This is a genomic window from Streptomyces sp. NPDC000983, from assembly GCF_040299205.1.
Classification (GTDB): Bacteria; Actinomycetota; Actinomycetes; order Streptomycetales; family Streptomycetaceae; genus Streptomyces.
The window spans coordinates 208,121-221,165 of the sequence record NZ_JBEPBM010000004.1; the positions used below are offsets into that span (position 1 = coordinate 208,121).

Here is a 13,045-nt window from a genome sequence, read left to right on the forward strand (position 1 = left end):
GCGAACCGGCCGACGGGCGCGGCCCGTGGGCGGGCCCTCATCGGCCCGCCCACGGCTGTGCGAGCGGGATCAGTCCAGGTACTCGCAGAGGTACGCGGTGTCCACGGCGACCTTGAGCCGGAACTTGCTGTCGGCCGGGACCGGGAACCGGGTGCCGGCGTGGAACTCCTCCCAGGCCTCGGCGCCGGGCAGCTGCACCGTCAGCGCGCCCGAGACGACGTGCATGACCTCCCGCTTGCCCGTGCCGAACTCGTACTCGCCCGGAGCCATGACGCCGACGGTCGTGGGGCCGTTCTCGCCGGTGAAGGCGATCGACTTGACCGTGCCGTCGAAGTACTCGTTGACCTTGAACATGGGCATCCTCCGCGGAGCTGGACAGCGTGTCGCCGACCCGTCACACGTCGGCGTCGGTATCCGGCCGGGCGATGCTAACGGCAACGATCACCGAGCGGCGGCGGCCGTCCACGCAGCGGACCGGCGCCCCCTCACGACACCGCGGCTTCCTGGTACTGGCCCAGGTACCGGAAGGCGCCGTCCACGGCCTGGAACTCGAACATGGCGTCGTGGTTGTAGCCGAAGCCCTGCTGGTACCTGACCGTGCGGGTGATGCCCGTGTACCCGATCTCGGGCATGCGGCGGGCGATCGCGCCCCGCTCGGTGAGCGCGGTGCCGCCCTTGTCGCAGGCCCGGGCCAGGAACATCACGGCGTCATGGGCCTCCGCCGCGTACCAGCCGGGGTCGCCGCCGAAGCGGGCGCGGTGGGCCTCGGTGAACGCCCGGCCGGAGGGGCGGGCGGTGGGGTCGGTGAAGGTGGTGGCGAAGACCCAGTCCTCGGCGGCGGCACCGGCGGTCGTGAGGAACCTCGGCTCCATGGCCCGCTCCGTCGCCATCCGGGCGCCGGAGAAGCGGTCGTCGGCGAGCGCGGAAGCCAGTCCGGCGGCCCGGGCCGCGTCGCCGGTGAAGACGACCGCGTCCGCGCGTGCCGACCGCGCCTCGGCGGCGAGCGCCGCGTAGTCGATCCTCCCGGCGGCCACCTGCGTCACGATCGCGGCCCGGCCGTTCTGCCGCAGCGACTTCTCGGCCTGGTCGCACACGGACCAGGCGAAGTCGCCCTGTGCCCTGTCGTCGACCAGGAGCACCCGGCGGGCGTCGGCGCGGTTGCTGAGGTAGCGGACGCAGGGGGCGGCGAGGAGCGGATGGGTGACGCTGAGCGCGGCATGGCAGTAGAAGACGTTCAGGCCGAACGTCGAGGTCCTGGTGTCGACGCCCACCGAGACGGACACGACGGGCATCACCGCCTCCGTGTACGTCTGCTCGGTGGCACGGAAGCAGGCGTCGCCGGTGGGACCCAGTACGGCCAGTACCTCGGTGTCCTTCGCCAGCCGGGCCGCCAGCTCGCGGGCCCGCCCGGTGTCGCCGCCGTCGTCGTACGCCCGCAGCTTCAGCCGGAACGGGTGGTCGTCCCCGGCGTTGAGCTGCTCGACCGCCAGCCGGGCGCCGTTGAGCTGCGCCTTGCCGCTCGCCTCTCTGGCGCCGGTCAGATCGCCGTGGAAGGCCACGAGCAGTTCGGGGCGGGAGGGGCCGGTTCCGGAGGGCGTGGACCCTTCCGGCTCGCCCCGGGTGCTCCACCACCAGGCCCCGCCGCCCGCCGCGAGGAGCCCCGCCGTGGAGCCGACGCGCAGGAAGCCGCGGCGGCCGATCGCGCGCGGGGTGGGGCCGGTGGCGGCCACGGCCGTCACCGTCACGGCTTCCGGGGTCGCGGGCGCGGACACCTGGGTCGGTTCGATCGCGCCGATGGTCAGGACGGCCGCCGACCGGTCGTTGATCAGCCGGGTGACGGCCGCGGGCAGCCAGTCGGAGAACTCCGGGGAGCCCTGTGCCCCTTGCGTGAGCGTCGTGCGGAGCCGCGCGAGGTCCGGCCGTTCGGACGGGTCCTTGTGCAGGCAGGCTCTCAGCACGGGCGCCAGCCCGTCCGGCAGCGCCGCCGGATCGGGCTCCTCGTACACCGTGCGCAGCAGCACGCCCGCCGCGCCGCCGCTGCCGAAGGGCCGCACCCCGGTCGAGGCGAACGCCAGTACGCACCCCAGCGAGAACACGTCGCTGGGCGGGCCGATCTCACCGGCCCCGGCGCGGGCCTGCTCGGGGGAGAGGAAGCCGGGGGAGCCGACGATCACACCGCTGGAGGTGAGCGCGGTGCCCTCCGGCGCGCGGGCGATACCGAAGTCGATGAGCCTCGGCCCGTCCGGCGCCAGCAGGACGTTGCCCGGCTTGACGTCGCGGTGCACCAGACCGGCCGCGTGCACCGCCTGGAGCGCCTCGGCGAGCCGGTCGCCGAGTACCCGCACGGAAGTCGGCGTGAGGGGTCCGAACCCGTCCACCGCCTCGCCGAGCGAGGGCCCCGGCACGTACGAGGTCGCCAGCCACGGGGTCTCCGCGTCGGCGTCCGCGTCGAGCAGCGGCACCACCCAGCGGCTGTCGACCTGCCGGGCGGCCTCGACCTCACGGCGGAACCGCGCCCGGAACCCGCTCTCCTCGGCGTACGAGGACCGGACCGTCTTCACCGCGGCGATCGCCCCGCCCGGCGCGCGGGCGAGGAAGACCACGCCCATGCCGCCCGTGCCCAGTCGCCGCAGCAGCCGGTAGCGGCCGATCCGGGACGGGTCGCCTCCCCGCAGCGGCTCCATCAGAAGGCGATCGGTGCGGGGCCGTCGTACACGAAGGCGCCCTGGTCGACGCGCCAGAGGAAGCCACCTGTGCTGTCGATGACCATCATGCCGTTCTTCTCGAAGGCGAACGTCTTGGTGATGCCCTCGTACTTGCCGGCCCGCACGGCCGCGAGCAGATTCTGCCGGGTGCGGTTCTTCGCCGACAGGCCGGCGAGGGCCGTCAGGAACATTCCGCTCACGTCGTAGGCCTCCGCCGCGAAACGGGGCGGCGCCTCCTGGAACCGCCTTCGGTAGGCGGTGGCGAACTTCCGTGCCTCGGGCTTGCGGCTGGGGTCGATGGTGGTGGCCACCATCACCCACCCCTCGGCGGCATCCCGGGCCAGCTTCAGGAAGCGGTCGTCCAGCAAGGCCGGGCCGGACAGCCGCGCTCCCCGGAAGTCGCGGTCCCGCAGCGTCGCGGCGATCAGCGCCGCCCGGTCGGGCAGACCGGCGAAGAACACGGAGTCGGCGCGGGCGGAGAGCACCGAGTCCACCGCGGTTGTGAAGTCGCGCCGCATCGAGCTGACCACTTCCGGCACCGACGGGTAGTCGACGCTGCCGAGCGAGTTGCTCAGGGAACTGCCCAGATTGGTCCCGTAGTTGCCGGCGGAACGGTCGACGACGATGCCGACCTTGCTCGAACGCACCGTGCCCCGCAAGTAGTTGCTCGCATAGACGGACAGCACAGCGTCGGGCAGCCGCGCGTGCAGGAACGAGCGGAAACCCTGGAGGGACAGGGCGGTCGTACCGGGAGACACGGCCACGACCGGCAGCAGCCCGGCGTCGTACGTCGCGAGGGCGGCCTGCCCGGTGTCGTCGGTGGTCGGGCCGACCACCGCGAGGACCGCGGGGTCGTCGGCGAGTTCGGTGGCCAGCCGGGCCGAGACGGCCGGATCGCCCCCGTCGTCGACGGCCTTCACCTTCACCGTGAACGGGGCGTCGTCCCGTGCGTTGAACTCCTCGGCGGCGAGGCGCAGTCCGCGCTCCTGTGCCCGGCCCGTCTGCTGGTGGGGGCCGCTGAGGTCGCCGTGCAGCGCGACCGTGTGCACAGGCCGACGCGGCGACGCGACGGAGCCCTCGCCCCCCGAGCCGCCGTCACGGGCCGCCGCCCACCAGACTCCGCCCCCGCCCGCGGCCAGTGCCACGGCCCCGCCGGCGAGCAGCAGGAAGCGGCGGCGGGCGGCCGGACGGGAGTCCTGCGGGTCCGCGGCCGCGGACGACTCGCGTGTCCCGGGCTCGTCCGATCCGGACGACGCCTGCGTCTCGGGGTCCGCCGGTTCGGCGGAGCCCGGCGTCTCGGCCGATGCCCCGGCCGGGGCCAGCGTGTGCTCGATGTCGGGCAGCGCGAGCGCGGCGGCCGAGCGCTCGGCGATCAGCCGCGAGACCGGCTCGGGGAGCCACTCGGACGGCACCGCGTCGTCAGGTGCCACCTCGTCCCGGGGCGCGCCCTGGGACGCCACCGCGTCCCCGGTAGGCCCGTCCGTCGTCAGCTCACGCGCGATTTCCGCGGCGTCAGGCCGACTCGCGGGATCCTTCTCCAGGCAGCGGCCCAGCAGGCCGAGCAGCACCTCCGGCGCCCCGTCCAGGTCCGCCGGGTCGTGGACGGCCCGGTACAGCAGGGCGTCCAGTGCCCCGCTGCCGAACGGCGCCCTGCCGGTCGCCGCGAACGCCAGGACGCAGCCGAGGGAGAACACGTCGCTCGCCGGGCCGGTGCCGTCCCCGCTGCGCCCCTCGGCCTGTTCGGGGGAGAGGTAGCCGGGGGTGCCGACGACCATGCCGGTCGCCGTGAGCGTCCGGTCCTCGGGCGCGCGGGCGATCCCGAAGTCGATGAGTCGCGGCCCGTCATGGGCGATGAGCACGTTGCCCGGCTTCAGGTCCCGGTGGACGAGACCGGCCCGGTGCACCTCGCCCAGTGCCTCGGCCAGCCGCCCGCCGAGGTGCCGCAGACCCCGCTCGGACAGCGGCCCGTACGCGGTCACGGCCTCGGCGAGCGAGGGCCCCGGCACGTACGCGGTCGCCAGCCAGGGCGCCCCGGCGTCCGGGTCGGCGTCCACCAGCGGCACCACCCAGGGGCTCGCCACCCTCCGGGCGACCTCGACCTCACGGCGGAACCGCTCCTTGAAGCCCGGCTCCTCGGCATACTCGGCGAGCAGCACCTTCAGCGCCACCAGCGCGCCGCCCGGCGTGCGCGCGAGGTACACCACGCCCATGCCTCCGGCGCCGAGCCGCCCGAGCAGGCGGTGACCGGCGATGCGCGCGGGATCGGACGAACGCAGGGGTTCCATCAGCCGGCCTTCCCGAGCAGGTACTCCACGCTGTTGATCATCGTGACGTTGGCGGTCGACGCGAAGGTGCTCAACTCGTTGTTCGTGTAGCCCTCGGCGCCCTTCACCGACACCCCCAGGGTCACCGTGCCCACCCGGGTGACGTACCAGAGGTAGGTCCGCTCGCTCTTCCCTGCCAGGTACGTGCCGATCTCCACGACCTGGTCGTCGGCATAGGTGTTGTTGCCCTGGCCGAACGGGGTGGCTGCTGACTGGAGTTCGGTGATCGATTCGTCGCTGCGGACCTGCTGCCGACGGCAGCGCATCGGCTCCTCCAAGGTGGATGCCAGATGTTCGTCGGCGTCGCGCACGCTGGCGTGCACGGTGACCGCCGCCGTCACCTTGAGCTCGCCCTTGCCGCCGGTGGCGGGGAGTTCGCTGTAGCGGGACCGGGAAGCCAGGACGGTCCTGGGCAGCGGCTGCCGCTCCCACCGGCACTCCTCGTCGAGTACGGCCACGGTGCCGGGGGTGCTCGCCGCCTGCTGCTGGGCGCGGAAGTCGGCGCCCCACGCCCGTGGTTGGAGCACGACGGTGTTCGCCAGCTGTTCGGCCCGGCTCCTGGTCCTGGGCACCTTGGCGGGATCCGCCCTGAAGGGTGTCGTCGGTGGGGCGGCTTCTTCGCCGGAGGCCGGAGCGGAGGCGGCGGCGGAAACGGCGGCGGATTTCGAGGGCGCCGGAGTCCTCGACTTCGCCGCCTTGTCGTCGTCCCCGGAACCGCAGCCGCTGAGCAGCAGGGCCGCCGCGGCCACCGACACGACGGTTCCGCGCCGCCAAGTCCTTCTGCGCGCAACAGAATTGACGTACGTCATCCCCGCCCCCTCGTCCGCGAGCCCCCGCTCGCGCCCGGTGATCGTATCGACGGACGCGCGTCGCGGGCGTTCGGTTGCACGAACATGAACGGAACTGCGCATCCCGGGGTCCGCCTCACTCCCGTCGGTGCGGTCCGTCCGCTCCGGTCGCCTCGCACAGCAGGGCGGCGATGCCGACGGCGGTCCTCTCCCCGGCCCGCTGTCTGATCAGGCCTTCCTTGGCCGCCGCACGAATCCGTATGCGCGCCGTCACGCCGTCGGCCCGCACCACCCGCGCCGTCACCACGACCGGATTGAGACCTGCGGCACCCCCACCGACAACGGCGCGAAACGTCGCCTCCTCGTCGTTACCGGAAGGCGCGGCCGGCGTGAATCCGGCAGGGCGGCCCGCCCCTTCCACCACCCGGCGGACGCGTCTCACCGCCTCCTCGAACGGCAGCGGAGCCGACAGTTCGATCTCGTGGACGTTCTTCCGCATGAGCCCGGCCACGGCCCGCACCAGGCGACCGCCGACGGCGCCCGTCGCACTCAGTGCGGCCAGTTCCTCGGCCAGCATCCGGTCCTCGCCCTGGTCCATGGACACCCACCCCCCTTCCCCGCATGACCGTACTCCCGGAGGCAGGTGCACCGACGGCGGCCCCGAGCCCGCGCTGGATAGAATCGCTCGCATGATCGAACCGGCCTGCGGCGGGCCGGCCGGCCCCGGGATCTGGCGGCGCGACGCGGACACCGTGGTGGTGCCCCCCGCCGCGCTCCCGGAACAGAACGTGGCGCCGTACGCCATCACCTCCGGGCTGCACGTCCCCCGCGTCCCCACGGAGTGGTCCGCGCACACGCACCGGCTGCACGAACTGGTCTGGGTGCGCGGCGGCACGCTCACCTCCCGGGTCGGCAACCGCATCTTCACGGTGTCCGAGGGGAACGGGCTGTGGATGCCGGCCGGAACCGTCCACGCGGGCCGCGCGACCGCGGGCGCGCGCTTCTACGGCGCCTTCCTCGCCCCCGACCGCACACCCCTGGCGTTCGGGGAGCCGACGGCGATCGCGATGACGCCGCTGCTGGAGTCCCTGCTGACCCACCTCTCCCACCAGGGCCTCGAAGCCGGCGCCCGCACCCGCGCGGAAGCGGTGGTGTTCGACGTACTGCGGCCCTCGGAGCGCCAGTTCGCCCTCCGGCTGCCCGGTGACGCACGTATCGACGCGATCGCCGAGACCCTGCTGGACGATCCCGCCGACCCCCGCTCCCTGGAGGAGTGGGCGCGGCAGCTCGACGTCAGCGACCGCACGATCACCCGGGCGTTCCGCCGGAGCACGGGTCTGTCGTTCGCGCAGTGGCGCCAAGCGCTGCGTGTGCACCGGGCGTTGATGCTCCTCGCCGACGGCTTCGACGTCACGACGGTCTCCGAGGTGCTCGGCTACACCCGTCCCAGCACCTTCATCGCCGCGTTCCGGCGGGTCATGGGGACGACACCCGGCGCCTTCCACGGGGCGGGGGACTCCTCGGAAGAGGGTGTCCCGAATCGCGTATCGGCTGTCCCGAACTGCTGATTGTCGACACCGGAAGCGAAATATAGCCTTCGTCGAGTTAGGCAACCCTTAGTTGATGTTCGGCGGGGGCGGTGCTGGTCTCCGCTCCTGTCCGGGCCCGCGGTCCGGTCGGCGTGAGCCGGTGGAGACCGGTCCCGGGGGTGCCGCACTCGTGCCCCCTACGAAGGTCCGGACCTCCCGATGCCCCTACGCCCCTCCCGGCGCGCCGTGCCCGTCGCGGACGTTCCCGCCCCGCCGCGGGCCGCCGCCCTGAACGGGACCGGCCTCCTGCTGCGGCACGGCGGCCGACCCGTCGTCCACGGAGTGTCGCTGACCCTGCGGCCCGGTCACGTCACCGCCCTTGTGGGGCCGAACGGCAGCGGCAAGTCCACGCTGCTGCGCGCCCTGTGCCGCCTGCACCCGCTGAGCGGCGGCCGGGTGACACTCGACCGTGCCGACGCCGAGGCGCCCGAGTCCGAGCGGGACACGGCGCTGCTCGGCAACCGGGACTTCGCCCGGGAGATCACGCTCTTCTCCCAGTCGAGGCCCACGCCCCAGGGGCTGACGGTCCAGGAGGTCGCCGCATTCGGCCGCCACCCCTACCGGCGCGGCCTCGCCGGACCGACCGCGCGGGACCGCGCGGCCGTCGAGCACGCCATGACGCTCACCGGAGTGCGCGACATGGCCGAGCGGCCCGTCGGCGAACTCTCCGGCGGCGAGATGCAGCGCGTGTGGCTCGCCGCCTGCCTGGCCCAGGACACCGGCGTCGTCCTGCTGGACGAACCGACCAACCACCTGGACCTGCGCTACCAGATCGAGACCCTCGACCTGGTGCGCGACCTCGCCGAACAGCACGGCACCGCCGTCGGGATCGTCCTGCACGACCTCGACCAGGCCGCCCGCGTCGCGGACACCCTCGCCCTCATGGCCGCCGGACGCGTCCACGCCGTCGGACCACCGGCGACCGTGCTCACCGCCCGGAACATCGCCGAGGTCTACGGCATCACGGTCGAGGTCGAGACCGCCCCGCGCACCGGCCGCCTCCGCATCGACCCCGTCGGCCGCCACGACCAAGTCGCCGGCAAGCCCGCCGGCCGCCCCGACCAGGCCGCGGGCAGCCCCGTCGAGCCCTCCGACCACGCCGTCGGCAGCCCCCTCGCCAGCCCCGACCCGACGGGCTGTCCCCACCCGCCCGGCCGCCCCGACCCGACGGGCTGTCCCCACCCGCCCGGCCGCCCCGACCCGACGGGCTGTCCCCACCCGCCCGGCCGCCCCGACCCGACGGGCTGACCCCAACCGCCCGGCGGCCCACCACACCAAGCACGCGCCACCAGCCGGCTCGTGTCAACAACCGCGCGCCCGCGAAGCGAACGCGTGCCGCGAACCGCGCGCCACCCGACGCGCGACCCACAGAAGGAGAGACCCTCATGAACCGCGCCCACCGCCTCGCGGCGGCAGCCTCCGCGGGGCTCATCGTCCTCGCGGCCACGGCCTGCGGCACCACCGACGTCGACGAGGCCACCGCAGCAGCCACCACCAGCGCCTCACCCGCGTCCGAGGACTGCGCCCAGGACACCACCACCACGGCCACCGGGCCCGTCTCCCTCACCGACGGCGTCGGACGCAAGGTGGAACTCGACAAGCCCGCCCGGCGCATCGCCGTACTGGAGTGGCAGCAGATCGAGGACGCCCTCACCCTCTGCGTCACCCCCGTCGCGGTCTCCGACCCGAAGGGATACCGCACCTGGACCAGCGCGGAGAAGCTGCCCGACGGCGTCACCGACATCGGCACCCGCGAGGAACCCGACCTCGACACCCTCTACGCGGCCAAGCCCGACCTCATCGTCGTCGAGGCGTTCGACGCCGACGACGAGACGATCGCGAGGCTGGAGAAGCGCGGCGTCCCCGTGATGGCCACCAAGGGCGCCGACCCCGAGGACCCGATCGGGAACATGCGCGACGTGTTCGCCATGATCGGCGAGGCGACCGGCCGCACCGAGCGCGCCGACAACGTCCTCAAGGAGTTCGACGACCACCTCGCCACGGCGAAGCAGCAGGTCACCGACGCCGACCTGCCGACCGACGAGTTCGTCTTCTTCGACGGCTGGCTCGACGGCGGCAACCTGACGGTCCGTCCGTACGGGCAGGGCGCCCTGTTCACCGAGATAGGCGAGGAACTCGGTCTGAAGGCCGCGTGGACCGACGCCGTGAACGACGCCCACGGCGACGGCGGCGTCGACCCCTCCTACGGCCTGGCCCAGACCGACGTCGAGGGCCTCGCCGCGGTCGGCGACGCCAACCTCTTCTACGCCAACGACGAGGGCGCCGGCGGCTACGTCGCGGCGCTCGGCAAGAACCCGATCTGGAAGTCCCTCCCGGCCGTGAAGGAAGGCCGCGCCCACTCCTTCCCGCCCCGTGTGTGGGGCGCGGGCGGCCCCCGCTCCTGCGCGCAGGCGATCGACGCCTACGTCGACGTCCTCGACAAGAAGTGAGCGCGACGCACACCGCGGCGCCCGCCGGGGCGAAGCCGCCGCGCACCGCGCGCGGCGGCCGCCTCTCCGGCGCCGCCGCCCTGGCCGCCCTCCTCACCGCGACCGTCCTGGTCGGCCTGTGGCACCTCACCCAGGGCACCTCGGGCGTCGGCGTCACCGACCTGCTGCGCCACCTCGCCGGAGCGCGCGAGGAGTCCGGCGGGGCACCGGTCGGGGAGATCCTCACCGGCTCGCGGCTGCCCCGGCTCCTCGCGGGCGTGGCGGTGGGCTTCGCCCTCGGCTGCGCAGGCGCGCTGCTGCAGTCCGTCACGCACAACACGCTCGCCTCGCCGGACACCCTCGCGGTCACGGCCGGCGCCTACTTCACGCTCTCGGCCGTCGCGGCCCTCGGCCTGACCGTGTCCCTGTGGGCGTCCGGAGCCGTGGCCTTCGCCGGCGGACTCACCGCGGCCGTCCTCGTCCTGCTGCTGGCCGGCCGGGCCGCCGGGACCTCGGGCACCCGACTCGTCCTCGCCGGGTCCGCCATGGCCATGGCCCTGGACGCGGCCACCGGGACGCTCCTGATCCTCTTCCGCGAGAACACCACCGGCCTGTACGCCTGGGGCAGCGGCTCCCTCGCCCAGCTGAACATCGACGCCTCGACGCGGGCCTTCCCGCTGGTGGCCGTGCTGCTGTGCGCCGCGCTGGCCCTGTCGCGCAGGCTGGACGTGATGCGCCTGGGCGACGACACCGCGACCACCCTCGGCGTGCCCATCCGCACCACCCGGACGGCCGCGGTGCTGTGCGCCGTGCTCCTGACCAGCACGGCGGTCACCCTCGCCGGCCCGATCGCCTTCGTCGGCCTGGGCGCCCCCGTACTGGCCCGCCTGATCGCCGGACGCGTCCACGCCCTCCGCCGCCACCTCTACCAACTCCCCGCGGCCGGACTGTCCGGGGCGCTGCTCGTCCTCCTCGCCGACGCGGTGCTGCGCGCGGTGCAGGGCGCCGACGGCGCCGCCTCGATCCCGACCGGCGTCCCCACCGCACTGCTCGGCGCCGTGGTGATCGTCGTCCTCGCCCTGCGGCTGCGCGACACCGGCCAGGTGCGGCAGCCGCCCGGCGCACGCGTCGCCGTACGCTCGCGCCGCGCGTTCCTCCTGGTCGTCGGCGGGACACTGGCACTGCTGGCCGCGACCGTCGTCGTCGCGGTGCTCGCCGGAAGCCTCTGGCTGCGCACGGGCGACCTCGTGCTGTGGGCGCGCGGCACCGCCCCGCCCCTCATCGGGCAGGCCCTCGACGACCGGGTGCCCCGGGTGCTCGCCGCCGTCCTCGCGGGCGCCGCCCTCGGCCTCGCCGGATGCGTCGTGCAGGGCACGGTGCGCAACCCCCTCGCCGAGCCCGGCGTGCTCGGCATCACGGCGGGCGCCGGCCTCGGCGCCACGGCCGTCGTCACGTCGGAACTGCCCGGCGGGCGGCCCCTGCTCATCACCGCCGCCGTCGTCACCGGGCTCGCCACGTTCGCCCTGATCGCCCTGCTGGCCCGGCGCGGCGGCTTGCTCCCCGACCGGTTCGTCCTGATCGGCATCGGCTGCGGCTACGGCATCAGCGCCGTCACCACCTTCCTGCTGCTGCGCGCCGACCCGTGGAACACCCCGCGCATCTTCACCTGGCTCTCCGGCACCACGTACGGGCGCACCTTCCCCGACGTCGTACCGGTCGCGGTGGCCCTGGCACTCGCCCTTCCGCTGCTGCTGGCCATGCGCGGCAGGCTCGACCTGCTCGCGGTGGACGAGGACACCCCGCGCGTGGTCGGCGTCCCGGTGGAGCGCACCCGCTTCGTCGCCCTGTCGATCGCCGCGGTGCTCGCCGCGCTCAGCGTGATCGCGGTCGGCGTCGTCGGCTTCGTCGGGCTGGTCGCCCCGCACCTCGCCCGCTCCCTGGTGGGTGCCCGGCACGGCCGTGTCATCCCGGTGGCGATGCTCCTCGGCGGCGTCGTGGTGTGCGTCGCCGACGCCCTGGGCCGCACCGTCGTCGCCCCGTCCCAGGTCCCGGCGGGCCTGATGATCGCCCTGGTCGGCGGACCGTACTTCCTGTGGGTGCTGCGCCGCTCCCGCGCCTGACCCCGAGCGCCAACCCCCTTAACCCGCACAGGAGTTCACTTGCCCCCGCCCCTGCCCACCGTCGCCCCCTTCGACGCGGACACCGCACACCTCCAACTCGGCCCGCTCGCCGACGAGGTGCCCGAACGCTGGCGCACCGTCGACCGCTCCCACCATCGACCGCGCCTGGTGTCCTTGCCCGGCGCCGAAGGGGCGGGCAGCGCCGCGGCCGCCCTGGTGACGGCCCGCCCGGACACGGCCTACCTGAAGATCGTCGACGCCGTCGGCGACGTACGGGCCGTGGTCGACGCCGTCGTGGAACATGCGGCGCGGCTGGGCCTCGCGCAGGTCAAGTGGGAGGGCTGGACGGCGGACCCGGACCTCGCCCGAGCCGCCGGATTCAACCCGCTGACGCCACCGCTCGCCCAGCCGCAGGACCCGCCGACCGGCCACGTCCGCTGGCTGTCGGACACCGCGGTCACGGAACCCCCGTACTACGGCCAGACCACCCACTTCACCTGCGGCGCGGTGGCCGCCCTGGTCGGGCGGACCCTCACCGGGGCGCTGAGCCGGGACGACCTGGACCGCCGGGCCGAGCTGACGCTGTGGCGCGACGCCACCAACTTCCCGGCCTGCGAACCGGTCGGCCTCGGCCTCGCCGTCCACCGGGCCTGGCCCCAATCGGCCGTCACGGTCCACCTCGACAGCGAGGACCCCGTCCTCCTGGACCACCTGCCCGACCCGGAACGGTCCTGGCGCGCCCTCCTCCAGGACACCTCCCGCGCCGAGGCCCGAAGGACCGGCGTCCCCGTCGACCCCGCCCCACTGCCCCTCGCCACGATCCGCACCGCCCTCGAACGGCGGGAGCCGGTCCTGCTCCTGCTCTCCCTGGACCGCATGCACGGGTACGACGTGCCGCACTGGGTCCTCTGCCACGCGGCGGTACCGGGCGCCCTCGTCATCGAGGACCCCTGGTCCGACACGGCCAAGGGGGACACCTGGGTCGACGCCCATCTGCTCCCCGTCCCCGACGACTCCCTCGACGCGATGTCGACCCTGGCACCGGGCCCGTTCCGCGGCGCCGTCACACTCGGACCCATGCCACCCTGAG

9 protein-coding genes and 1 pseudogene are annotated in these 13,045 nt (G+C 74.3%); 5 read left to right on the forward strand and 5 right to left on the reverse strand.

The features are described from left to right. Window positions 1-69: 69 nt before the first annotated feature. From ppnP to ABT296_RS06580, 5 genes are all read right to left on the reverse strand, one after another. Window positions 70-354, reverse strand: coding sequence for a pyrimidine/purine nucleoside phosphorylase (ppnP, locus tag ABT296_RS06560; protein ID WP_351923907.1), 285 nt, complete (start codon window positions 352-354; stop codon window positions 70-72). Between the two features lie 131 nt (window positions 355-485). Beyond that, window positions 486-2,684 carry a bifunctional serine/threonine-protein kinase/ABC transporter substrate-binding protein gene (locus tag ABT296_RS06565; protein WP_351923909.1) on the reverse strand — a complete coding sequence of 733 codons (2,199 nt, stop codon included), beginning with the start codon at window positions 2,682-2,684 and terminating at the stop codon, window positions 486-488. Beyond that, window positions 2,684-4,990, reverse strand: coding sequence for a bifunctional serine/threonine-protein kinase/ABC transporter substrate-binding protein (locus ABT296_RS06570; protein WP_351923911.1), 2,307 nt, complete (start codon window positions 4,988-4,990; stop codon window positions 2,684-2,686). Before ABT296_RS06570 ends, ABT296_RS06565 begins: the two co-directional genes overlap by 1 nt. Then, a complete protein-coding gene (locus ABT296_RS06575; RefSeq protein ID WP_351923913.1) occupies window positions 4,990-5,838 on the reverse strand; it encodes a hypothetical protein in 849 nt (282 codons plus the stop codon). The genes ABT296_RS06570 and ABT296_RS06575 overlap by 1 nt, the downstream gene beginning before the upstream one ends. A gap of 115 nt (window positions 5,839-5,953) precedes the next feature. Further along, window positions 5,954-6,415, reverse strand: a complete 462-nt coding sequence (locus ABT296_RS06580) for a hypothetical protein (protein ID WP_351924107.1) — start codon at window positions 6,413-6,415, stop codon at window positions 5,954-5,956. Between the two features lie 130 nt (window positions 6,416-6,545). On the opposite strand from ABT296_RS06580, the gene ABT296_RS06585 reads away from it, so the two are divergent. The 5 genes and pseudogenes from ABT296_RS06585 (at window position 6,546) to ABT296_RS06605 (ending at window position 13,044) form a co-directional block, all read left to right on the forward strand. Then, window positions 6,546-7,385, forward strand: coding sequence for a helix-turn-helix transcriptional regulator (locus ABT296_RS06585; protein ID WP_502977197.1), 840 nt, complete (start codon window positions 6,546-6,548; stop codon window positions 7,383-7,385). A gap of 180 nt (window positions 7,386-7,565) precedes the next feature. Beyond that, window positions 7,566-8,432 (forward strand): annotated as a pseudogene (locus ABT296_RS06590) (ABC transporter ATP-binding protein); the annotation flags it as partial. Between the two features lie 359 nt (window positions 8,433-8,791). Continuing rightward, a complete protein-coding gene (locus ABT296_RS06595; RefSeq protein ID WP_351923917.1) occupies window positions 8,792-9,856 on the forward strand; it encodes an iron-siderophore ABC transporter substrate-binding protein in 1,065 nt (354 codons plus the stop codon). Beyond that, entirely contained in the window at window positions 9,853-11,955 is a 2,103-nt protein-coding gene (locus ABT296_RS06600) for an iron ABC transporter permease (RefSeq protein WP_351923919.1), read from the forward strand. Before ABT296_RS06595 ends, ABT296_RS06600 begins: the two co-directional genes overlap by 4 nt. 39 nt (window positions 11,956-11,994) lie before the next feature. Continuing rightward, entirely contained in the window at window positions 11,995-13,044 is a 1,050-nt protein-coding gene (locus tag ABT296_RS06605) for a peptidase C39 family protein (protein ID WP_351923921.1), read from the forward strand. Window position 13,045: the final 1 nt, after the last annotated feature.